24 protein-coding genes are annotated in these 21857 nt (G+C 67.3%); 8 read left to right on the top strand and 16 right to left on the bottom strand.

The window, feature by feature from the left end; translation table 11 throughout:
• Positions 1-83: 83 nt before the first annotated feature.
• Positions 84-3041 (bottom strand): vWA domain-containing protein, encoded by a 2958-nt coding sequence (locus tag BUR94_RS20815; RefSeq protein ID WP_074255756.1) that lies wholly within the window; start codon positions 3039-3041, stop codon positions 84-86.
• Between the two features lie 110 nt (positions 3042-3151).
• Here BUR94_RS20815 and BUR94_RS08245 point away from each other — a divergent pair, with 110 nt between their 5' ends.
• Positions 3152-4279: an MFS transporter gene (locus BUR94_RS08245; RefSeq protein ID WP_074255754.1), complete on the top strand. Its 1128-nt coding sequence runs from the start codon at positions 3152-3154 to the stop codon at positions 4277-4279.
• A gap of 100 nt (positions 4280-4379) precedes the next feature.
• Positions 4380-7241, top strand: coding sequence for an excinuclease ABC subunit UvrA (uvrA, locus tag BUR94_RS08240; RefSeq protein ID WP_074255753.1), 2862 nt, complete (start codon positions 4380-4382; stop codon positions 7239-7241).
• 116 nt (positions 7242-7357) lie between these two features.
• Here the strand turns inward: uvrA and BUR94_RS08235 are convergent, their stop codons facing one another.
• The 6 genes from BUR94_RS08235 to BUR94_RS08210 form a co-directional block, all read right to left on the bottom strand.
• On the bottom strand, positions 7358-7747 hold the full coding sequence (locus BUR94_RS08235) for a hypothetical protein (protein WP_074255751.1): 390 nt from the start codon (positions 7745-7747) through the stop codon (positions 7358-7360).
• Between the two features lie 72 nt (positions 7748-7819).
• Positions 7820-8551, bottom strand: coding sequence for a hypothetical protein (locus tag BUR94_RS08230; protein ID WP_074255749.1), 732 nt, complete (start codon positions 8549-8551; stop codon positions 7820-7822).
• Positions 8552-8614: 63 nt separating this feature from the next.
• Complete coding sequence (locus tag BUR94_RS08225; protein WP_074255747.1) at positions 8615-9025, bottom strand: hypothetical protein; 411 nt, start codon at positions 9023-9025, stop codon at positions 8615-8617.
• A 122-nt stretch (positions 9026-9147) separates the two neighbouring features.
• On the bottom strand, positions 9148-9354 hold the full coding sequence (locus tag BUR94_RS08220) for a YgaP family membrane protein (protein WP_074255745.1): 207 nt from the start codon (positions 9352-9354) through the stop codon (positions 9148-9150).
• Between the two features lie 81 nt (positions 9355-9435).
• A complete protein-coding gene (locus BUR94_RS08215; RefSeq protein WP_074255743.1) occupies positions 9436-9753 on the bottom strand; it encodes a hypothetical protein in 318 nt (105 codons plus the stop codon).
• A 56-nt stretch (positions 9754-9809) separates the two neighbouring features.
• Positions 9810-10226 carry a hypothetical protein gene (locus BUR94_RS08210; RefSeq protein ID WP_074255741.1) on the bottom strand — a complete coding sequence of 139 codons (417 nt, stop codon included), beginning with the start codon at positions 10224-10226 and terminating at the stop codon, positions 9810-9812.
• A gap of 265 nt (positions 10227-10491) precedes the next feature.
• Between BUR94_RS08210 and BUR94_RS08205 the strand changes: the two genes are divergently transcribed.
• Positions 10492-11454 (top strand): glycosyltransferase family 2 protein, encoded by a 963-nt coding sequence (locus BUR94_RS08205; protein WP_175570437.1) that lies wholly within the window; start codon positions 10492-10494, stop codon positions 11452-11454.
• A 13-nt stretch (positions 11455-11467) separates the two neighbouring features.
• On the opposite strand, the gene BUR94_RS20440 is transcribed toward BUR94_RS08205, so the two are convergent.
• The gene (locus tag BUR94_RS20440; protein WP_074255735.1) at positions 11468-12040 is read right to left on the bottom strand and encodes a hypothetical protein; all 573 of its coding nucleotides are present in this window, start codon (positions 12038-12040) and stop codon (positions 11468-11470) included.
• 179 nt (positions 12041-12219) lie between these two features.
• Positions 12220-13719 carry a CoA-acylating methylmalonate-semialdehyde dehydrogenase gene (locus tag BUR94_RS08195; RefSeq protein WP_074255734.1) on the bottom strand — a complete coding sequence of 500 codons (1500 nt, stop codon included), beginning with the start codon at positions 13717-13719 and terminating at the stop codon, positions 12220-12222.
• A gap of 109 nt (positions 13720-13828) precedes the next feature.
• Here BUR94_RS08195 and BUR94_RS08190 point away from each other — a divergent pair, with 109 nt between their 5' ends.
• Together BUR94_RS08190 and BUR94_RS08185 are read left to right on the top strand one after the other, a co-directional pair.
• Positions 13829-14722 (top strand): LysR family transcriptional regulator, encoded by an 894-nt coding sequence (locus BUR94_RS08190; RefSeq protein ID WP_074255732.1) that lies wholly within the window; start codon positions 13829-13831, stop codon positions 14720-14722.
• Between the two features lie 57 nt (positions 14723-14779).
• Entirely contained in the window at positions 14780-15214 is a 435-nt protein-coding gene (locus tag BUR94_RS08185; protein ID WP_074255730.1) for a CBS domain-containing protein, read from the top strand.
• A 64-nt stretch (positions 15215-15278) separates the two neighbouring features.
• Here the strand turns inward: BUR94_RS08185 and BUR94_RS08180 are convergent, their stop codons facing one another.
• From BUR94_RS08180 to BUR94_RS08170, 3 genes are all read right to left on the bottom strand, one after another.
• The gene (locus BUR94_RS08180; RefSeq protein ID WP_139301244.1) at positions 15279-15845 is read right to left on the bottom strand and encodes a hypothetical protein; all 567 of its coding nucleotides are present in this window, start codon (positions 15843-15845) and stop codon (positions 15279-15281) included.
• A gap of 131 nt (positions 15846-15976) precedes the next feature.
• Positions 15977-16981 carry a M91 family zinc metallopeptidase gene (locus BUR94_RS08175; protein ID WP_074255727.1) on the bottom strand — a complete coding sequence of 335 codons (1005 nt, stop codon included), beginning with the start codon at positions 16979-16981 and terminating at the stop codon, positions 15977-15979.
• A 3-nt stretch (positions 16982-16984) separates the two neighbouring features.
• Positions 16985-17416: a DcrB-related protein gene (locus BUR94_RS08170; RefSeq protein WP_074255725.1), complete on the bottom strand. Its 432-nt coding sequence runs from the start codon at positions 17414-17416 to the stop codon at positions 16985-16987.
• Between the two features lie 216 nt (positions 17417-17632).
• Here BUR94_RS08170 and coaD point away from each other — a divergent pair, with 216 nt between their 5' ends.
• Both coaD and BUR94_RS08160 read left to right on the top strand, forming a co-directional pair.
• The gene (gene coaD / locus BUR94_RS08165) at positions 17633-18124 is read left to right on the top strand and encodes a pantetheine-phosphate adenylyltransferase (protein ID WP_074255724.1); all 492 of its coding nucleotides are present in this window, start codon (positions 17633-17635) and stop codon (positions 18122-18124) included.
• A gap of 18 nt (positions 18125-18142) precedes the next feature.
• The gene (locus BUR94_RS08160) at positions 18143-18940 is read left to right on the top strand and encodes a glycosyl transferase (RefSeq protein WP_074255722.1); all 798 of its coding nucleotides are present in this window, start codon (positions 18143-18145) and stop codon (positions 18938-18940) included.
• Between the two features lie 23 nt (positions 18941-18963).
• Here BUR94_RS08160 and BUR94_RS08155 read toward each other — a convergent pair whose 3' ends face one another.
• From BUR94_RS08155 to moaA, 3 genes are all read right to left on the bottom strand, one after another.
• Positions 18964-19254 carry a CcdB family protein gene (locus BUR94_RS08155; RefSeq protein ID WP_074255721.1) on the bottom strand — a complete coding sequence of 97 codons (291 nt, stop codon included), beginning with the start codon at positions 19252-19254 and terminating at the stop codon, positions 18964-18966.
• Positions 19242-19487 (bottom strand): type II toxin-antitoxin system CcdA family antitoxin, encoded by a 246-nt coding sequence (locus BUR94_RS08150; RefSeq protein WP_074255719.1) that lies wholly within the window; start codon positions 19485-19487, stop codon positions 19242-19244. Before BUR94_RS08150 ends, BUR94_RS08155 begins: the two co-directional genes overlap by 13 nt.
• A gap of 62 nt (positions 19488-19549) precedes the next feature.
• Positions 19550-20554, bottom strand: coding sequence for a GTP 3',8-cyclase MoaA (moaA, locus tag BUR94_RS08145; RefSeq protein WP_074255717.1), 1005 nt, complete (start codon positions 20552-20554; stop codon positions 19550-19552).
• Between the two features lie 85 nt (positions 20555-20639).
• Here moaA and BUR94_RS08140 point away from each other — a divergent pair, with 85 nt between their 5' ends.
• Positions 20640-21140, top strand: a complete 501-nt coding sequence (locus BUR94_RS08140; protein WP_074255716.1) for a hypothetical protein — start codon at positions 20640-20642, stop codon at positions 21138-21140.
• A gap of 33 nt (positions 21141-21173) precedes the next feature.
• Here the strand turns inward: BUR94_RS08140 and BUR94_RS08135 are convergent, their stop codons facing one another.
• Positions 21174-21848: a DNA alkylation repair protein gene (locus BUR94_RS08135; RefSeq protein ID WP_074255714.1), complete on the bottom strand. Its 675-nt coding sequence runs from the start codon at positions 21846-21848 to the stop codon at positions 21174-21176.
• Positions 21849-21857 lie beyond the last annotated feature (9 nt).

Genomic DNA, 21857 nt, shown 5'->3' with positions numbered 1-21857 from the left:
AAGGGGATTGCGAAACCGGGTTTCGCGTGGCGGATGAGCCCGTGCTCCCCCGCGCCTGGTGCGGGGGGAGCACGCTCTGCGGGTCACTTCACGGTGACGGGGGCCTCGGCGATGGGCGTGTAGTCACGATCGAGCACGTATTTCACCACGTAGTCGCCGGGCGTGTCGGGCAGGGTCAGCTCTGCCGGGCTGCCGTCGCGGGTGTAGGCATAGCTGGCATAGCTGTCGGCGCCGACGGGGTAGATGGCGATGAAGTCCTCGGGGTTGTCGGGGCCCTGCCAGTCGACCTTGAGCATGCCGCCCGCCGTGGCCTCGCCTTGCGGTGCGAGGGTGACGGTGGCTGCGGTTACGGTGAAGGGCACCCGCACCAGCACCGTGTCGCCGCGCGCCTGCACATAGGCCAGTTCGTAGGCGCCCGGCAGGGCAGGCATGCGCAGCTGGAGCGGAGAGCCCTCGCGGGTATAGGTGTAGCTGGCGTAGCGCGCTTCGCCGGCGGGGAAGAGGGCGATGTAGTCGTCGTCGAAGTCGGGGCCGGTCCAGGTCACCTGCACGGTGCCGCCCTGCTCGGCGGAGGCCGGCGCGGTGACGGTGGCGGAGACGGCGGTGATCTCGACCGCGACGGAGGCGATCTCGGTATCCCCCACGTCCTGCACATAGGCGATGCGATACCTGCCGGGGTCGGCCGGGAGCGGCAGATTGGCGGGCGAGCCATGGCGGGTGTAGGCGTAGCCGGTGTAGCGCGTCTCGCCCTCCGGGAAGATGGCGATGTAGTCGTTCTGGTTGTCCGGTCCCTGCCATTCGACGCTGGCCATGCCGCCTGCGGGCAGTTCGGCGGGCGGGGTGACGGAGGCGGTGACCGCCGTGACCTCGACATCGACCGAGGCGATCACCGTGTCGCCGACGTCCTGCACATAGGCGATGGCGTAGCGACCCGGCTCGGCGGGCAGACGCAGGTCCACGGGGTTGCCATGGCGGGTGTAGGTGTAGCCCGCGTAGCGGTCGGCCCCCTCGGGGAAGATGGCGATGTAGTCGTTCTGATCGTCGGGCCCGGTCCAGCCCACCTTGACGGTGCCGCCTGCGGGCAGCTCGGCGGGGGGCGTGACCGAGGCGGTGACGGCGGTCACCTCGACGTCGACCGAGGCCAGCTCGGTGTTGCCCTGTCTCTGGACATAGGCGATGCGGTAGCGTCCCGGCTCGGCGGGCAGGCGCAGCTCGGCCGGCGCGCCGTGGCGGGTGTAGGTATAGGCCGCGTAGCGGTCTTCGCCCTCGGCGAAGATGGCGATGTAGTCATTCTGGTCGTCCGGCCCGGTCCAGCCGACCTTGACCGCGGCGCCTGCGGGCAGGGCCTCGGGCGGGGTGACGGTGGCGCTGACCGCGGTCACCTCGACCGGCACCCGCGCCAGCACCGTGTGACCCTGCCGCATGACGTAGCGCAGCTCGTAGCTGCCCGGCGTGGCGGGCATCTGCAGGTCGAGCGGCGAGCCGTGGCGGGTGTAGGCGTAGGCCTCGTAGCGGGCATCGTCTGCATCCGGCCGGGCGATGGCGACGAAATCGTTGCTGTAGTCCGGCCCGGTCCAGCGGACCTGGACCTTGCCGCCAGCGGGCAGGCTCTCGGGCGCGGTCACGCTGGCCTCGACCGGGGTGATCTCGATGGTCTGCGTGGCCAGGGTCTTGCGGCCCTTGCCGAGGCGGTAGCGCAGCTCGTAGGTGCCGGGTTCGGGGGGCATCTCCAGGTCGAGCGGCGAGCCCTCGCGGGTGTAGCTGTAGTTGATATCGGTCACCTCGCCGGGCTGGCTGACCGAGAGATAATCGTTCTGTTCGTCCGGGCCGGTCCAGCGGACCGGGATGGTGGAGCCGGCGGCGGCGCTCGCAGCGGCCTCCAGCGTGGCGGCGGGCCTGTATTCGGGCAGCTCGACGATGACGGTCTTGCCGACCTTGCCGACGCCCAGGATGGCCTCGGCGCTCGCCTCGTCGGCCGGGCGCATGACGGTGACGCGGTATTCGCCCGCCTCCAGCTCGGCGGTGAAGCCATCCACGTTGAGCGGCCCCTCGACCAGCTCCTCGCCCCGGTAGAGATCCCAGACCAGCGGATCGCCGATGCGCGGGCCGTTCTTGCCATCGGTCGCGTGGAAGCTCACGCGGACGGGCGGTGCGGGGAACACCACGGTGACGGTCTGGCTGCCGGGCTTCACGGTGAAGGTGGCCGCGCGGGTCAGCTCGTCGGACGGGCGGGTGGCGCTGGCGGTATAGGTGCCCTCTTCCAGCGGAACGGTCGGCGCGGCCTCGAGGATGGTGCCGCCCACAGGCGTGCCGTCGCGGGTGATCTCCCAGGCGAGGGTCTCGGAGATGAAGGCGCCGCCGTCGCCTGCCGTGGCGCGGAAGCGCACGTCGTGGATGACGACCTCGGGCTCGGGGGTCTCCTCCACGTCGACCACGGCGACCATGGCGGTGGCCAGCTCCTCGGCGTTGGAGGCCTTCAGGAAGGTGCCGCCGGTCTCGTCGGCGATGCACTGCATCTGGCGCAGCGCCTCGGCCTCGGACACATCGAAGCCGACCACATGGGCGGTGAAGTCCACGCCCGCCTGCTCCAGCGCGGCGGCGGCGGCGCAGGGGTCGGGGTCGCAGGTTTCGATCCCGTCGGACACGAGGATGACGGTGGCCTTCTCCTCGGTGTAGCGCAGCGCCTCGGCGGCCTGTCTCACCGCTTCGGTCATCGGGGTCTTGCCCTTGGGGCTGACCGCGTCCACCGCGCTCTGGATCGCGGCCTTGGTGCCGGTGGCGGGCTGCACGACCGTCTCGATGTCGGCGCAGTCGCCCTTGCGGCGGTGGCCGTAGAGGGTGAGGCCAAGCTCCTGCTCGTCCGGGATGGTGCCGAGCACCGTGCCGACGACCTCCTGCGCGATGGTGATCTTCGCCTTGCCGTCGATCTGGCCCCACATCGAGCCGGAACCATCCATCACCAGAATCGCCCGGGGGCGCTCCTGCGCTTGGGCCGCGACTGCAAAGAGCGTGCAAAGGCAAAGGGTTATCAGGCGAAGCATCGAAAATCTCCGGGTCATGCAAAATGTGTTGCGCAAAGTAAAGCACAGGAGTCGGACGCGACAAAGGGGGGGGCGATTGACGGCATCGGCGGGCGGGACGATAAGCGGGCATGACCTCCCCCGACCGCACCAACTGGCCGCTTGTCGTGCTGCTCTACGCGCTGGGGCTGCTGGCGGCGGGGCATTTTGCCAAGGTGGCCTTGACGCTGGCGGCACTGGGCGTGCGCTACCCGGAGGCCGGGGCGATGCTGCCCTTCGCGGTCTCCATGACCTCGGCGGCTGGGATCCTCTTTGGCGCGACCGCCGGGATCGTGGTGGCCCGCTTCGGCGCGCGGCGGGTGCTGCTGGTGGCGGTCGTGACGGGGGTGGCGCTGGGCGCGGCGGAGGCGCTGTTGCCCGGCTTCCGGCTGTTTCTGGCGCTGCGACTGGCGGAGGGCTTTGCCCACCTGGCCATCGTGGTGGCCGCGCCCACGCTGATGGCGGCCAGCTGCACCGACGCGCACAGGGGCGCGGTGATGGGGCTCTGGGGCACCTTCTTCGGGGTCGGGTTTGCCGTAATGTCTCTGGCGGAAAAGCTCTTTGGAACAGGGGTCTACTGGGTTCATGCCGGGCTGCTCGCGGTGGTCGGCGCGGTGCTCGCGCCGCTCTTGCCGCGCGGCGTGGGGCGGGGCGCGGTGGTGGCGGAGGGCTGGCTGGCGCGGCATGTGGCAATCTACACCAGCGCGCGGCGGTTCGCGCCGGCGCTGATGTTCTTCTGGCATGCGCTGATGTTCATGTCGCTGATCACCTTCCTTCCGGGTTTTCTGGGCGAGTGGACCGCGCCGCTGCTGCCCCTGGTGGCGCTCCTGGGCACCTTCTGGGCCGGGGCGGCAACGCGGCGCGTTTCGCCCGAAAGGCTGGCGCTGGGGGCCTTTGCTGCCGGGGCGGTGCTGATGCTGGCCTTCTGGGCGCTGCCCGGCGCCCGGCTGGCGATCGCAGTGCCGATGCTGCTGGCCTTCGGGGCGGTGCCCGGCGCGGCCTTTGCCGCCGCCCCACTGCTCAACCCCGATCCGGCCGATACGGCGCGGGCCAACGGGGCGATTGCCCAGTTCGGCAACATCGGCACCGCGCTGAGCATTCCGCTGTTCTCGCTGGCGCTCGGCGCGGGCCTGGGCGGAATGGCGGCGCTGGTCGTCGGGCTCTCGCTGGCCGGAATGATGGCGGTCGGCCTGATCTTTCGGCGGGTCGCGGCCTCCTGACAGGAAGCTGACAGCACATTCACTCTTTGTTCTCACTTTTGTGTTGGAGACTCGTCCCGTTCCCCCTATCTGTGGGCCTTGTCAAAGTGCCGGGGGTGACATGGCCGAGTTGAAGCATATCGAGGTGCGGGGTGCGCGGGAGCATAACCTCAAGGGCATCGACGTGGACATTCCGCGCGACCAGCTGGTGGTGATCACCGGGCTCTCGGGGTCGGGCAAGTCGTCGCTGGCCTTCGACACGATCTACGCGGAAGGGCAGCGGCGCTATGTCGAGAGCCTGAGCGCCTATGCCCGGCAATTCCTCGACATGATGGAAAAACCTGATGTGGACCACATCAGCGGCCTCTCCCCGGCGATCTCCATCGAGCAGAAGACCACGAGCAAGAACCCCCGCTCGACCGTGGGCACGGTGACGGAGATCTACGACTACCTCCGCCTGCTCTTCGCCCGCGCGGGCACGCCCTACAGCCCCGCCACCGGGCTGCCGATCGAGGCGCAGCAGGTGCAGGACATGGTGGACCGGGTGATGACCATGCCCGAGGGCACGCGGGCCTACCTGCTGGCGCCCATCGTGCGCGACCGGAAGGGGGAATATCGCAAGGAATTCCTCGAGTTGCGCAAGCAGGGCTTTCAGCGGGTGAAGGTGAATGGCGCCTTCTACGAGCTGGATGAGGCGCCGAAGCTCGACAAGAAGTTCCGGCATGACATTGACGTGGTGGTGGACCGGATCGTGGTGAAGGAAGGGATCGAGACCCGGCTGGCGGATTCGTTCCGCACGGCGCTGGACCTCGCCTCGGGCATTGCCATTCTGGAGACGGCCGTGGCGGCGGACGAGGAGCCGGAGCGGATCACATTCAGCGAGAACTTCGCCTGCCCGGTCAGTGGCTTCACCATCCCCGAGATCGAGCCGCGGCTGTTTTCGTTCAACGCGCCCTTCGGGGCTTGCCCGGAGTGCGACGGCCTCGGGGTGGAGCTGTTCTTCGACGAACGGCTGGTGGTGCCGGACCAGGCGCTGAAGATCGCCGATGGCGCGCTGGCGCCGTGGCGAAAGGGCAAGAGCCCGTATTTTCTTCAGACGATCCAGGCCATTGCCAAGCACTACGACTTTGACAAGAACGCCCGCTGGAAGGACGTTCCGGCGCATGTGCAGCAGGTCTTTCTGTACGGGTCGGGCGAGGAGGAGATCAAGTTTCGCTACGACGAGGGCGGGCGGGTCTACGAGATTTCGCGGCCCTTCGAGGGGGTGATCCCCAATATGGAGCGGCGCTATCGGGAGACCGACAGCAACTGGATCCGCGAGGAGTTCGAGCGGTTTCAGAACAACCGGCCCTGCGGCGCCTGTGGCGGCTACCGGCTGCGGGAGGAAGCCCTGGCGGTGAAGATCGCGGGCGACCACGTGGGGCAGGTGGTGCAGCTCTCGATCCGCGAGGCGCTGGCCTGGATCGAGGCGGCCCCGGAGGCGCTGAGCAAGCAGAAGAACGAGATCGCACGGGCCATCCTGAAGGAAATCCGCGAGCGGCTCGGATTCCTGAATAACGTGGGATTGGAGTATCTTACGCTGTCGCGTTCAAGTGGCACGCTGTCGGGGGGCGAGAGCCAGCGGATCCGGCTGGCAAGCCAGATCGGCTCTGGCCTCACGGGCGTGCTCTACGTGCTCGACGAACCCTCTATCGGCTTGCACCAGCGCGACAACGGCCGCCTGCTGGAAACCCTGAAAAACCTGCGCGACCAGGGCAACACCGTCATCGTGGTGGAACACGACGAGGAGGCCATTCGCGAGGCCGATTACGTGTTCGACATCGGGCCGGGCGCGGGGGTGCATGGCGGCGAAGTGGTGGCGCATGGCACGCCGGCCGAGATCGCGGCCAACCCGAAGTCGGTCACCGGGCAGTATCTCAGCGGAAAGCGTGAAATTCCTGTACCCACCGAACGCAGGACGGGAAACAAGAAGAAGCTCACCGTCAAGAAGGCCACGGGCAACAACCTCAAGGGCATCGACGTGGATTTCCCGCTGGCGAAATTCGTATGTGTTTCAGGGGTTTCCGGTGGCGGCAAGTCGACGCTCACGATCGAGACCCTGTTCAAGACCGCCTCCATGCGGCTCAACGGCGCGCGCCAGACCCCGGCGCCCTGCGAGACGATCAAGGGGCTGGAACTGCTCGACAAGGTGATCGACATCGACCAGCGGCCCATTGGCCGGACTCCGCGAAGCAATCCAGCGACTTACACCGGGGCCTTCACCCCGATCCGCGACTGGTTTGCCGGGCTGCCGGAGGCGAAGGCGCGGGGCTACAAGCCGGGGCGGTTCTCCTTCAACGTGAAGGGGGGGCGCTGCGAGGCGTGCCAGGGCGACGGAGTCATCAAGATCGAGATGCATTTCCTGCCGGATGTCTATGTCACCTGCGAGACCTGCCAGGGCAAGCGTTACAACCGCGAGACGCTGGAAATAAGGTTCAAAGGCAAGAGCATAGCCGACGTTCTTGACATGACAGTGGAGGACGCGCAGGAGTTCTTCAAGGCGGTGCCGAGCATCCGGGAGAAGATGGATGCGCTGGTGCGGGTGGGCCTTGGCTACATCAAGGTGGGCCAGCAGGCGACCACGCTGAGCGGCGGCGAGGCGCAGCGGGTGAAGCTCTCGAAGGAGCTTGCCAAGCGGTCCACCGGGCGCACGCTCTACATCCTCGACGAGCCGACCACCGGCCTGCACTTCGAAGACGTGCGCAAGCTGTTGGAAGTGCTGCATGAATTGGTCGACCAGGGCAACTCCGTGGTGGTGATCGAGCACAATCTCGACGTCATCAAGACCGCGGACCACATCATCGACATCGGCCCCGAGGGCGGCGACGGCGGCGGCACCGTGGTGGCCACCGGCACACCGGAGGAGGTCGCCGAGGTCGAGGCCAGCCACACCGGGCGTTACCTTAAGGAGTTGCTGGCGGCCAAGCGGGTTGCGGCGGAATAGCCACAGGCACAACCGATACACAACCCATGCACAACCCATACATACGCGATCAGCGCACATGAGGCGCAAATCGCGGTGTTAATGTGCGGGGTCGGTGGGGTAACGCCCTGGCAAGCCTAGAAGAAGGCGCGGTTGGTCTGGCCGGTCACGTCTTCCAACACCTCGCGGGTGCTGTAGTCGGCCCGGACCACGCGGTTGCCGACGCGGAAGTAGACCCATCCATCGGAGACCGGCGGCAGGCCGAAATACTCGCTGTTCAGCAGCATCATGTACTCGTAGGGCAGTGGCTCGCCGATGGCGACCGGCAGCGCGGGGGCCGTGGACGCGCTGGCAAAGCGGGCCGCGCTCTCGCACTTTGCGCCGGATACGTTGATCCGGCAGGCGGCGTGGCCGGGCTGGCTGGAGGCGAGAAGGGCGGCGATGGTGAGGAGAAGGCCGCTGGCGAGCGGGCGTGCGGCGAGGATCGGCGCAGCTGTGCGGGCGCCGAGAAGGGGCTCTCGGGTCATGGTCTTGGTCCGGTTGCTGATCGGGTTTGAATGACAACCCCGTGAACGGCGGAACGGTTCCGCCGGATTACCTCATCGGGCCGGACGCTCGCCGGAACGGGTGCGCAGGCGGGCGCTCAGGGTGGCGGCGAGGGTGGCGAGCGCCCCGAGCGCGGCCAGCAGGGCAACGTCGGTGTGGGTGCTCCAGTCCTTCACCGCGATGGCGGCCAGCGCCCAGGCAAGGGCAAGGGCATAGGTCGGGTGCGGGCGGATCGTCAGCAGCACGGTCAGGCCGACAACGAGGGCGCCGGTGATGCAGGCGATGGCCCAGGCGGTTTCGCCCATCAGCAGGCCATACCCGGCCGCGGTGATGCCGAGCGAGGCGAAGCTCGCGGCGGTGAGCCAGCCCGCGAAGAGGCCGAGCGGCGCGGAGAGCAGCCAGGGCTCGCGCGCGGGCGCGCGGGCGCAGGCGCCGAGTGCGAGGGCCAGCATGGCGAAGATCATCACCGTGGCCCAGATCGCGGAAGCATTGGCGGTGCCGAGCCAGAAGGTGCCGAGCGCCAGCGCGCCGAAGAGCGGCCAGCGCGGGCGGTCCCAGCCCTCGTCCATCGCGCGGGCGAAGAGGCCGAAGGCGGCGGAGGCGATGAGCCAGAGGTAGATCACGCCCCAGATCGAGAAGGCCCAGCCGGCGGGCTGCACCGGGGGGTCGATCTGCGGGACGGGAAAGAGCGAGGGGTCATAGCCGGCGAAGCTCTGCACGAAAAAGGGCGAGGCCGCGAAGGTGACCGCCGCGATGAGCACGAGAAGTGACTTGATGCGTTCCATGCTCCTAGAACGCAGCAGGAGGGCGGGTGGTTTCATTTTCGGCCGCGGCTGGCGCCGGGCCGGTCAGTCGGGCAGTTGCCCGACGGCGCGGATCAGGTCCAGCACCTCGGCGGTGCCCTCGTCGATCAGGACCAGCATGCCGTCGGAGACGGCGTAGCGGGAGCCGCGGGGGGCGGGCTCGAGCCCATATTGCCAGGACCGGACGAGGGTGTAATCGCGCCCGTCGAGGATGTGGCCCACGCGGATGCGCGCCTTGTCATCGCGGGGGGCGGATGCCTTGGCCTGGCCCGGCGCTACGCAGGGCGGGCTCTTCTTGGCGAGGCCGGGCGGGCAGCGGGTGGCCTTGGGTTGCGCCTGCTCGGCGCGCGCCCCCGCCCTTGGGTTTGCGTTGTCCTTGCTCTCGGCGAGAACATGCGAGCCGACCGCCAGGCAGAGTGCCATGGTGGCCGCTGTCAGGGGGGGCAGTCGGAACATGGGCTTACCTTTCAGACAACATTGGCTTCCCCGAAGGGAGCATGCCGCTCAACCCATGCTCCCGTGAAGGGTTTCATCACGGGGGCTTGAGTTGGGCGGATGTGCCGGAAAGGTGACGGCGGTCAGCCGCGATGCATGGGGCATGTCTTGATGCCCAGGAGCGAGTAGAGCGGGCAGGTGCCGAGAAGGCCGGTCACCAGCGGGATGATGCCCAGCAGGTAGAGCCAGCTCCAGGCCCCCTCCCGGTTGAGAAAGAAGCCCGCGATGAGCGCCGCGCCGATGACGATGCGCAGGATGCGGTCGATGCCGCCAACATTTGACTTGAACATGGGGTCCTCCTGGACTGAATACATTCGAATACGAGAATATATAAGTTTCATACCGGAGGGAAGAGGCTATCTTGCGCCGCGTCAGTCGGCGATCACCGTCAGGTCGACATCGAGATCGGTGACGAAGAGCGAGTTCTTGCGGATCACCACGCGGTCGCCGTCCGACATGGAGCGCAGGCCGGAAGGGGAGTTGGACGACAGGTTGTAGACCACGCGGCCATCGTCGGTTTCGGCGGTGACCTGCGGCAGGATGAAGCGCTGGGTGACGATGCCGTTGGGGGCGATGCACTCGTTGCCGGTGCGGGTGGAGCCGGAGGGGCAGGCGGGGCTCTGGAAGGTCTGGGCCGCGAGGGGCGCGGCGGCGAGGCTGGCGAGAAGGGCGAGGGCAGTGCGGGTCATGAGGTGTCCTTTCGGTTGAAAGGACAACGCGGCGGCGGGCGCGGGGTTCCGCCCGGTCAGGCGGGGCGGCGGGCGAGGGCGGAAAAGCTGGTCTCGGTCAGGCCCAGCACCTCGAGGGCGCCGCGCTCGGTGTCCTGCAGGATCGGCACGATGGCGTCGAGTTCCTCCCAGCTGCGCATGATGAGCCGGGCCATCGCCGCCGTCTCGGGCGTGGGCGCGTGATAGACCATCACCGTTTCGGGCCCCCGCAGAAACGCCTCGGCCTTTTTGGCCTGGATCGCTAGGAGGGCGGCATAGTCGGTGTCGAAGCCGGTGACCGCGGAGAGATCGACCAGCTGCTTCTGCCCGGGGCGATAGGCGGGGTCCGCCATGTAGCGACCGAAAGCCTGCATGGTCTCCGAAATGGAGGCATGCCCGGCGTAGCGGACAAAGACGAGGCCGATTTCGGGAAAGATGCGGTAGGTGACGGGCATGGGGTATCCTTGGTGGGGTCCCGACTGTTTGCGTGACGTCAGGCCGATTGTCTACCGGCGAAGGGCCTGGGAGCCTTGCAGGGAGCCGGCGGATTTGCAGCGGATCCTCGCCTATTGATTGGGGGTTGAGGGTCAAATGTGTTGAACCACGGAAATTGGCCCGCTAAGGCTGCTTTTAGGTGTGCGGCGCAACCGGTGATTGGGGGCGCTATCTGGATCACGATTTGCGCCGTGTAAGAGTGGTTTAGTTATAGGGGGTTTTCGCTTGCGTATTGCAGTGGGCGCGATCACGCGCCGTCGGCCTGAGGGCCTTAAACGCTTGCTCGACAGTTTTGCACGAATGGAACGGCCGGAGGGGGCCGATATCGAGTTCGTATTCTGCGAGAACGACGAAGAGAGCCGTGTTTCCGATGTTGTGGAAAACTTTCGGAGCGAGGTGCCCGAGCCGGTCCAACTGATGCTGGAACCGCAGAAGGGAATTCCTTTTGCGCGCAATCGGGTGTTGGCGGCGGCGCTGGAACAGGGATTCGACTTTTTGACCTTCGTGGATGACGATGAGGTGGTGAAGCCGGATTGGCTGGTAAATCTGCTGTCAGCGATGCAGGCCCGCAGCTTGGACCTTTGCGGTGGGCCGGTTGAGTTTACGCGGCCGGATGATCGCTTGAGTCCAATGCAAGAAGCTGTCTTCATTCACAAGACCGAGCGCTCGCTTAAGAACATCACTCGACGCGAAGCCGATGCCGCGGCCAACAAAGATTCCAGACTTAATATCTACACGAACAATTGGTGCGTGCGCATTGACGCTGTGCGCACCCACGGACTGATGTTTGATGAAGCGATGCGCTATACTGGTGGCAGCGATACCCGCTTCAGTCGGCAGATGCGAAGTGCGGGCGCCAGTATTGGATGGGCCCCCTCCGCTTGGGTGAGCGAAGTGCTGCCACGGAAACGCCTGACGCTTTCCTACTACGCTGGCCGTGCAAGGGACCAAGCAAGCAATGACGTTCTGATCCGCCAACACAGCACGATAAAGACCTGGATCAGAGCGACGCAGCGGTTGACCGACGCATTATTGAACTTCCTGTCGGTGCCGGTTCGTGGACGAAAGGCGCTTGTGAATGCGGGCTTCAAGTTTGGCATGGCAACAGGCCTATTGCGTGCCACGATGGGCTTGAAGAGCCGGCACTATGCACCGAGTCACGAAAGACTGCATGTTGAAAGCCGGTGAGTTGATACGATCGTCAAGCCGGCGCGTATGAGGCCATAGAAAAGAACGTGATAAACTTGGCAATCTCTAACGGCGTGTAGGCGCGCGGTTGGATATGGAATTCCGCCATTCGGCCAATGCGCTGGACTGGATGAAACATTTCTTCCACGCAATGGTATCGCGGTCGTGGGTAGTAGTCGTCGAACAAGAGCTTGATCGGTTTCTCTGCGAAGATACAGGTTGCCGCAAAACACGCGACCCTGAAGCGGCCGTCGATCAGGACAAGATCCGGTTGTTGAAAACCGGGCTCCTGCCAGATTGAGAGGGGGTAGGTATGAAACTCGCTCCAATGTTTGGTTCCGGTGGGGCGCCCCCATTCCCCGGTTGGACCAATATCTACATGGCGAAGATGCACGTGGGTTCCGTCAGCTGGAGCGGGCAAGCGATGCCGTAGTGCTTCGCACCATGCACTATCGCTCTCAATGCTGAACACCGTCTTGCCGGGCAAAGTTGCTGCGAATTCGGTTGAGATACCCGAGCCATACTCAAGAATCGTTTGGGCTTTTAAGTAAGCCTCATTCAAATGATTCCTCTCTTCCGGAGGCATTGGCGTGCTGGTCCGGGGTTTTCTGGTCGTTAGCTTTCTCCATGCCGCCAATTTTTGTCTCCGCATCGAATTCGGCTCTTGTTTACAAGATGCCCTCGAGGTTTTCCACCTCGGTTTTGCAGAGTGCCTGCAGGCGGTAGGAGTCCGCCTGCAGGGTGTTCATGGCCGCGCTGCCCCGCTCAATCCATCTGCTTGAACGCGAACTCGCCGCCGTCCTTGATGCCCGAGAACCAGCGGGCGGTGACGGTCTTGGTGCGGGTGTAGAAGCGGAAGGCGTCGGGGCCGTATTGGTTGAGGTCGCCGAAGCCGGATTTCTTCCAGCCGCCGAAGGTGTGGTAGCTCAGCGGCACCGGGATCGGGAAGTTGATGCCGACCATGCCGACGTTGACCCGGTGGGCGAAGTCGCGGGCGGTGTCGCCGTCGGCTGTATAGATCGCCGTGCCGTTGCCGTAGGGGTTGTCCATCGTCAGCTTGAGGGCTTCCTCGTAGCTGGCGGTGCGGACCTGGGTGAGGACGGGGCCGAAGATCTCCTCCTTGTAGATGTCCATGTCGGGGGTGACACGGTCGAAGAGGTGGGGGCCGACGAAGAAGCCGTTCTCGTAGCCCTGCAGCGAGAAGTCGCGGCCGTCGACGACCAGCTCGGCGCCCTGCTTCACGCCCGACTCGACCAGCCCGAGGATGCGCTGCTTGGCGGCGGCGGTGATGACCGGGCCGTAATCGACATCGTTCTCGGAGGTATAGGGGCCGACCTTGAGGGCCTCGATGCGGGGCACCAGCTTTTCGATCAGCGTGTCCGCGGTTTTCTCGCCCACGGGGACGGCCACGGAGATGGCCATGCAGCGCTCGCCGGCGGCGCCGTAGGCGGCCCCCACCAGCGCGTCGGCGGCCTTGTCCATGTCGGCGTCGGGCATGACGATCATGTGGTTCTTGGCCCCGCCGAAGCACTGGGCGCGCTTGCCGGTGGCGGTGGCGCGGGCGTAGATGTACTGGGCGATCGGCGTGGAGCCGACGAAGGCGACGGCCTGGATGGTCTCGTTGTCGAGCAGGGCATCGACGGCTTCCTTGTCACCGTTCACCACTTGCAGCACGCCGTCGGGCAGGCCGGCCTCCTGCAGCAGTTCGGCGAGGCGCATGGCCGTGGAGGGCACGCGCTCGGAGGGCTTGAGGATCATGGCGTTGCCGCAGGCCAGCGCGCCGGCCATCTTCCACAGCGGGATCATCGCCGGGAAGTTGAAGGGGGTGATGCCGGCGACCACGCCGAGGGGCTGGCGCATGGAGTAGAGGTCGATGCCGGGGCCGCCGTCGTTGGTGTATTCGCCCTTCAGCATGTGGGGCGCGCCCATGCAGACCTCGACGAACTCGAGGCCTCGCTGCACATCGCCCTTGGCGTCGGGGATGGTCTTGCCGTGCTCGCGGGCGACCAGCTCGGCCAGCTCGTCCATGTGGGTGTTGATGAGCGCGCCGAAAGCCATCATCACCCGGGCGCGGCGCTGCGGGTTGGTGGCGCCCCATTCCTTCTGGGCCTCTGCGGCGCGGGCGACGGCGTCATCGACCTCGGCCTTGGTGGCGAGGGTGACGGAGGCCTGAACCTCGCCGGTGGCGGGGTTGAAGATATCGGCGCTGCGGCCGGATGTGCCGGCGGTGTGCTTGCCGTCGATGAAATGTCCGATCTGGCTCATGGCGGAACTCCTCCTGTTTCCGGGGTCGTGCGGACCATACTCTTGCATTTATCCCGGTAGAAGCGGCAGTTTGGCAAACACGTCTTGCAAAAATGCATGGGAGAGAAGGATGACCGTGTCGTGGGACGACATGCGGATATTCATTGCCGTGGCGCGGGAGGGCAGCCTTTCGGGCGCGGGCACGGTGCTGAAGCTCGATCCGGCGACGGTGGGGCGGCGGGTGCAGCGGCTCGAGGAGAGCCTCGGCACGCCGCTGTTTCTGAAATCGCCGCAGGGCTACGCGCCGAGCGAGGCCGGCGAGCGGCTGATGCCGCATGCCGAGGAGCTGGAACAGGCGATGCTGAACGCCGAGGACGCGGTGCGCGGGCAGGAGGACAGGCTGACCGGCGCGATCCGCGTCGGCGCGCCGGACGGCTGCGCCAATTTCCTGCTGCCGCAGGTGGTGGAGAGGATCTGCAACGCCCATCCGGGGCTCGAGGTGCAGATCGTTTCGCTGCCACGGGTGTTCAACCTCAACCGGCGCGAGGCGGACATGGCGATTGCCGTGTCCCGGCCCACGGCCGGGCGGCTCACGGTGCAGAAGATCACCGACTACCACCTGGTCCTCGCCGCCCATCGGCGCTGGCTGAAGCAGAACCCGGTGGAGCGGCTGGAGGACCTGAGGGGCAAGCGGCTGGTGGGCTACATCCCCGACATGATCTTCGACAAGGAGCTGGATTACCTCGGCGAGCTCGGGCTGGAGCGGGTGCAGCTGGCCTCCAACTCGGTCTCGGTCCAGTTCGCCTGGGTCAAGAGCGGGGCGGGCGTGGGGATCGTGCATGGCTTCGCGCTCGGCAGCGCCAACCGGGTGGAGCCGGTGCTGTCCGACCAGGTGAAGCTGCGCCGGACCTTCTGGCTGGTGCGCCATGCCGACGATCGGCGGGTGCGCCGCCTTGGCCGATTTGCCGAGCTTCTGTGCGAGGGGCTCCGCGCAGAGGTGGAGCGGCTGGAAGCCGAGACTTGACAGGTGGGGCCTGCTGGCGCGACGGTCAACCCAAGTGAGCGACGTTGGAGGTAAGCCATGCTGGTGCAACAAATTCTGAAGAACAAGGGTGGTGACGGCGTGCTCTGCGTGAAACCGGGAAGCTCGGTGGCGGATGCGGCCAAGCTGCTCTCGGAACGGCGCATCGGCTCGGTCATCGTGTCGGCGAACGGCGCCCATCCCGAGGGGATCCTCTCGGAGCGGGACATCGTGCGCGAGCTGGGCCGTCGCGGGCCGGGGTGCCTGAGCGACGTGGTGGACGACATGATGACCCGCAAGCTGGTGACCTGCTCCAAGGAGGATACGGCGCTGGGTGTGCTGGAAATGATGACCGAGGGGCGGTTTCGCCACATGCCGGTGATGGAGGGCGAGGAGATGATCGGCCTCATTTCCATCGGCGACGTGGTGAAGGCGCGGCTGGCGGAGCTGGCGATGGAAAAGGATGCGCTCGAAGGCATGATCATGGGCCACTGAGCCCACCGATCACCGGACGAGGCGCAGGGGGCGGTGCCGCGGAGACGCGGGCCGCCCCTTGTGCTCACTCGGGCAGGAAGACCGGAAGGCCCGGCGTGTCGAAGCGGGCCTCCAGCGCCGCGGCCTTGTGGCTCTGTCCGGGCGGGTTGCGGAAGTTGAACGCGGTTTCGCCGGCGTAGTCGAAGGTGGTTTCCTCGGCGCCGGGGGCGGGCAGGGCATAGCCCAGCCGGAAGCGCAGGCTGTCCACGGTGGTTTGCCGGGGATAGGCGAGGGCATTGTTCGCGTACTGCCGCCAGGGCTTGAGCGGCAGGGCAAATCGGAGGCGGCCGTCGAGCGCCTCGCCGGGGGCCAACCGGACCATGAGCGGCACAACGAGGGACGCCGGGGAGAGGCCGGGCGGGACCGGCGGGATATCCTTCATCACCAGCACTTCGTCGTGCTCGGGACGGGGATAGACATAGGCACGGCCAGCCTCGGCCATCTGGCCGCCCTTCGGGTCGGGCACGATCAGCTTGTCGTGGATGTAGGCGGGGCCGGGGCCGTGGTTTTCGACGGTGTAGGCCAGGGTGAGCTGGCCGGCGTCCTGGTCGGGTTCGAGGCTGGCCTGGAGGATCAGTCCGTCTTGTTGCATGGATCGGGTTCCTTTTGCGGACGGCAGGGGGCCGGCGGCGGCGCTGCCCGAGCCGGCGGGGCCGAGGCGGCAGGCGGCGGCGAGCGGGGCCAGCAGGAGCGCGGCGCCCCCGGCGAGCAGCGGGCGACGGCCTACCACGGCGCACCGCCGGGCCAGGTGGGCGGGTAGTAGGTTTGCCGCTCGGGCACGCCGAGGTCGCGCCGAATAGAGTTTTCGGTCGGCACGTCGTTGCCGTGGTCGGGCACGGTGGCCGGGTTGCCCGAGGGATCGGTGATCGAGGTGCCGCGGGTGCCCACGGTGGCGCGTTCCTCGCCCCGGTTGGAGCTGCCGGTCTGGCCGGGGTAGCTGTCCATCGGGCCGGTGGCCTGGGTGCCGTTGGCGTTGTGGTAGGCGTGCACGAGTTCGTGGCCGAGCACGATGGTCGGGGTCTGGCCCGGGTAGGCGGCGCGGTCGTCGTAGGTGGGGTTCCAGTCGACCCGGCTGCCGGTGCCGGTGCCGTCGGTGGCGGCGGTGCCATCGTTGGGGGTGCAGTAGCCGTTGGGGTCGGAGAGTTCATGCATCTCGACCATGTTGCCCGATGCGGCGATGCCGCGAAAGATCTCGCGGCCCGAGGGTGTGCCATAGAGGGTGGCGGCGGCATTCTGGACCTGGAGCCGGAAGGCATCGGTGCCGTTCACGTTGATCGGGATGGTGACCGAGCTGCCGCCGATCAGCACGTTGTACTGGCCCGAGGAGCACATGGCCGAGCAGGCGGTCTTCGACATCACCCGTGCGGTGGGCAGGCCGCCGGTGAGCACGGTCATGGCGCCCTCGATCACGGTGTTCGGGCCGTGGAAGAAGCAGCCGTGGGCATCGAGCGTGCGCGCCTGGGGCAGGGAGCCGGTGAGCACGGTGGGAAAGCCGATGGAGGGCACCGCGCCGGTGGGCGGGATGAGGTTGAACATGGCGCCCATGGCCGAGAGCCCGGCCGCCACACCGGCGGCCACGGCGCCGCCTGCGGGGGTGGTCATGACCGGCGAGTTCAGCAGCGCGTCGGCCCCGGCGCAGGCGGCGGTGAGGGCCGCGGCGAGGGCCGCCACGGCGGGCACGATGTGGCTGGTACGATCGGTGATGCGGGTGGCGGGCGTGGTGACCATCGCTCAGCCCTCCCTTGCCGGTGCGAAGACGGCGAGCATGGCCTGGAACTCGGGCAGGAGCGCGTCGTAGGCCTCGGCGGCCGCGGTCAGGGTGACCAGCCAGGCATACCCCGGTTCGGCGGGAAAGAAGGCCTGCACCTGGGTGAGCCGGCCCGCGTCGGCCTGCCAGCCATAGACGATCAGCGGCACGGTCTGCCCGGCCAGCTCTGTCGGCTTGTCGTACATCAGCGAGAACCTGGGCAACTGCGCGGCGAGGGCATTGCGTTGCAAGGCGGCGAAGGCGGAGAGGCTCTCGGCGGGTGCCATCTCCTTGCGGAGAAAGACGACCGAGCGGCGCGGCTCCTCTCCGGGAGGCGGGGTGCAGGTGACCATGACCTGGTTGTCCCAGCCAGGCGGCATCTGGGCGCGAAAGAATCTGAAGTCGATTGTGTCCATGACGACTCGACGATTTTCAAAATGAACTGGGTCTATTCAATTGGCCTAAAGGTAAGCACCGCTGGCGCCCGCGCAAGAGAGCCGCCGTGAAAAAAGGGTTTGGCGGGCGTTAAAGCGGCGTGGTGAAAGAATGTTGCGGGAGCGGGGTTTCGCCTTGCCCCTCGGGGGAGGCTGGTGTTTTCTGCCCTCGACCTGAGGCGCCAGGGAGGGACAGCCATGCGCGTGGGGCTTTATCCGGGCACCTTCGACCCGGTGACGCTGGGCCATATCGACATCATCACCCGCGCCACGGCGCTGGTGGACCGGCTGGTGATCGGGGTGGCGATCAATGCCGACAAGGGCCCGCTCTTCAACCTGGAGGAGCGCGTGGCGATGGTCGGTTCGGCCTGCGAGGTGATCTCGGCCAAGACCCATTGCGAGATCGTGGTGCATCCGTTCGAGAACCTGCTGATCGACTGTGCCCGCGACGTGGGCGCGGGGATCATCCTGCGCGGCCTGCGGGCGGTGGCGGATTTCGAATACGAGTACCAGATGGTGGGGATGAACCGTCAGCTCGACGCCAGCATCGAGACCGTCTTTCTGATGGCCAGCGCCGAGCGGCAGGCGATCGCCTCCAAGCTGGTGAAGGAGATCGCGCGCCTGGGCGGAGACGTCTCCAAGTTCGTCAGCCCTGCAGTGCGTGAGAAGCTGCTGGCCAAGTACGACTGAGCCGGGTAGGGCAGCGCCATGGTTGCCAATGTCATCTGCATCAAGTGGGGCACGCTGTTTGGCCCCGAATACGTGAACCGGCTCTATTCCGGCGCGCGGCGGCATCTGAGCGATGACGTGCGGTTCTTCTGCATGACAGAGGAGCGGGCCGGGCTGCACCCCGACGTTGAGGTGCTGGAGCTGCCGGTGGAGCCCTTCCTGGCCGAGATGGATGCCGCCCTGGCCGTGGCCAACCGGCAGGGGGCGATGCGCAAGGTCTCGCTGTTCCGCCCCGGGCTGATCCCCGATCTCGACGGGCCCTTGCTGGGCTTCGACCTCGACGTGGTGGTGACGGGGCCGCTCGACGGGTTGCTGAACTTCGCGCCGGGCAAGGTGGCGATGCGGGCCGATTGGGTGGAGGCGCGGCGCGGGCGGGCCACCGGGCACGGCTCGGTCTTTCGCTTCGACCCGGCCCGGCACGGCTGGCTCTACGAGGTGCTGGCGGGCGACGCGAAGCGCCAAGTGGAGAAGGCGCGGGGGAGCGAGCAGCGCTATACCTCGACGCTGGCGCAGGAGCGGGGCGAGTTTGCCTATCTTCCGGGCGACGAGGTGGTGAGCTTCAAGCACGACTGCCTCGGCCTGCCGCCGGTGAACTGGCTGAGGCCCGCCCGCCTGCCCGAGGCGGCGAAGGTGGTGTGTTTTCACGGGCATCCGAAGATGCACGAGGCGGTAGAGGGCTATTCCGGCTCCTGGCTGCGGTATTGCAGGCCGACGCCCTGGCTCGCCGAGCACTGGATCGACCGGGCGCGGGACGATCTGGGCGCGGAGTGGGCCTGAGGGGCGGTGGCTTGTGCCGGAGGTCAGACGCCGGTCAGCAGGATATCGAGGGCGCGGGTGATTTCATCGGCATGACCGGCGGCACTCGCCTTTCGGGACAGGGCGGAGCGGCGCACCGAGGTGACAAGGCGGGTGGCCAGAACCAGAGGTTGACCCTTGTGGGGAATGGTCGGGTTCAGGCCTTTTGCGGCAGGATAATCGGGCAGGAGCGGGATGACCACGAGGGCGGGGTCGGGCGGGAGGATATCGCTCTCGACCACGACCATCGCGATGCCGTTCCATTCGGCAATGTCGAAGCGTTTCAGCTCTTCCACGTTGCCGGGCCGGTCTGGATCGCGGCGAGCGGGTGACCGTTCTGCGCGTGCCAGTCGGCCTGGGCCGCGAAGGCCTCGGCGTTTTCCTCGCGCCAGCGCCTTTGGCGGGCCTCGGCCACGGCCCGGCGAAGCGCCTCGCCTGCCACAGCGGAGACGTTGACGCCCAGATCGCGCGCGGCGTCGAGATCGGCGGCATCCATCGTCAGCGAGGTCTTGCGTTTGGCAGCGGTCATGCGGGCACCTTGATTATACCGCAGTAACATACCGCAAGCGCGGGGTTTCGGCAATCCTGGCTTCAGCCGCCGGTGTGGCTCATGTGGCGGGAGACCTGGCCTTCGACCGTCTGGCGCGAATAGTCAAAATCGTGGCCCTTGGGTTTGAGGGCGATGGCGGCGCGGATGGCCTCTTCGAACGCGGGGCCGGGGCCGTATTGGCGCAGCGGTGCGCGCAGGTCGGCGCGGTCTTCCTGGCCGAGGCACATGTAGAGCTCGCCGGTGCAGGTCATCCGGACGCGGTTGCAGCTTTCGCAGAAGTTGTGGGTCAGCGGCGTGATGAAGCCGATCTTCTGGCCGGTTTCCTGGAGCTGGACGTAGCGGGCGGGGCCGCCGGTGCGCTCGGTCAGGTCGATCAGGGTGTAGCGCTCGGCCAGCTTGGCGCGCAGGTCTTTCAGCGACCAGTACTGGCCGATGCGGTCCTCGTTGCCGAGATCGCCCATCGGCATGACCTCGATCCAGGTCAGGTCCATGTCGCGGGTGGCGCAGAATTCGGCGAGGGTGATGAGCTCGTCCTCGTTGAAGCCCTTCAGCGCCACGGCGTTGAGCTTGACGCGCAGGCCCGCCGCCTGCGCCGCATCCAGCCCGCGCAGCACCTGGGGCAGGCGGCCCCAGCGGGTGACGCGGGCGAACTTGGCCTCGTCCAGCGTGTCGAGCGAGACGTTGATGCGCCGGACGCCCGCCGCTGCCAGCTGCGGGGCGAAGCGCTCGAGCTGGGAGCCGTTGGTGGTGAGGGTCAGCTCATCGAGCGCGCCCGACTCGAGATGGCGGGTCATCGCCTCGAAAAAGGTCATGATGCCCTTGCGCACCAGCGGTTCTCCGCCGGTGATGCGGAGCTTGCGGACGCCCAGCCCGATGAAGGCCGTGCAGGCCGCATCGAGCTCTTCCAGCGTGAGAAGCTCCTTCTTGGGCAGAAAGGTCATGTTCTCGGACATGCAGTAGACGCAGCGAAAATCGCAGCGGTCGGTCACGGAGACCCGCAAATAGGTGATCGGGCGCTGGAAGGGGTCGATCAGGGGCGTTTGCATGGGCTATAGCTAGGCCGGAAGAGACGGTGCGGCAAGGAGATTTGCGGCAGCTTCGACGAAGGTGGCAAGGAGACGGACGGTGCGGATGGTGCGGGGAGTTCTGGCGGTTTCGGGTGTGGCCCTGCTTTTGGCGGGCTGCGCGGAGGGGCCGTTCTCGATGAAGCCGAAGGCGGGCGGGGCGCAGGCCACGGAGGCGCCCTCCGAGAGCGCGGCCCCGGTAGCCGCAGAGGCGCCGCCGCCGCCGGCGAATGCGCGCACGGCGGCGCAGTTCGACACCACGACAGAGGAAGAGAAGGCGGCGGCCGCAGCGGCGCCGGTGGCGGCGGAGCGGGAGCTTGGCACCACGATCGCCTCGCTGGGCGACCCGACCGACCCGGGCTTCTGGGCGGAGACGCCGCTGGTGACGGTGGCGCAGTCGGGCCGGCTGGTTTATCCGGGCAACGGCAACTCGGTGCAGGTGGAACTGCGGCCCTCGGGCGGGCCTGCGGGCTCGGGCACGCGGGTGTCGCTCCCGGCGTTCCAGGTGCTTGGTGCGCCGCTGACCGGGCTGCCGGAGCTGGTGGTCTACGCGGGGCACACCGGGTAGCGCGCCAGCCCAGGCGGTGCGGCTAGCGCCGCTTCACAGATATTTCGCGGCTTCGCGGCGGGCGAAGGGCTTCAGGCCCTGGCCCGGGCCGTCGAGGAAGGCGCGGGTGGCTTGCGGGTCGTGCTTGGAGAGGTCGCGCAGCCACCAGGCCACGGCCTTCTGGATGAACCATTCGGGATCGGTGACGTAGCTCTCGGCCCAGCCGAGCACGCGGGTGCGGGCGCGGGCCTCGGCCGGTTTGGGATGGGTCTTCTTGGCGAAGGGCAGGGTGGCGACAAGGGCGGCGCGGCGGGTCCAGAGGTTTTCGCTGTGGGTCCAGGTCGCGACGGTGTCGAGGCGGGACGGGTCGGCGGCGAGGCGCTTCTGGGCGGCCATCATGGCGTGGTCGGCGATGGCCCAGCTGTCGAGATCCTGCGCCCATTGGCAGATCAGCGCCCAGGCGGCGTCGTCGGGGCGGATGCGGGCCTGGGTGAGGAGCTTGGTGGCGGCGATGCGGGCCTCGAAGATGTCGGTTTGCCAGAGGGCATCGGCCAGCGTGACCCGCTCGGGCACGGGGAGGGTGCGGCGCCAATGGGTCGTGATCTCGTTCAGCGCCGGGTTGGGGATGCCGATGACCTCGCGGGCCTGCTTGTGATAGGCGGCCATGCCCTCGGCGCGGCCGGGCTCGGCCAGCGCGCGGAGGGCGGAGAGGGCGTTTTCGGGCGTCATTCGGCGGCG

It is taken from the genome of Vannielia litorea (genome assembly GCF_900142295.1).
GTDB lineage: Bacteria > Pseudomonadota > Alphaproteobacteria > Rhodobacterales > Rhodobacteraceae > Vannielia > Vannielia litorea.
The sequence above is the reverse complement of the archived record's forward strand: the minus strand, read 5'-3'. Positions and strand labels throughout refer to the sequence as shown.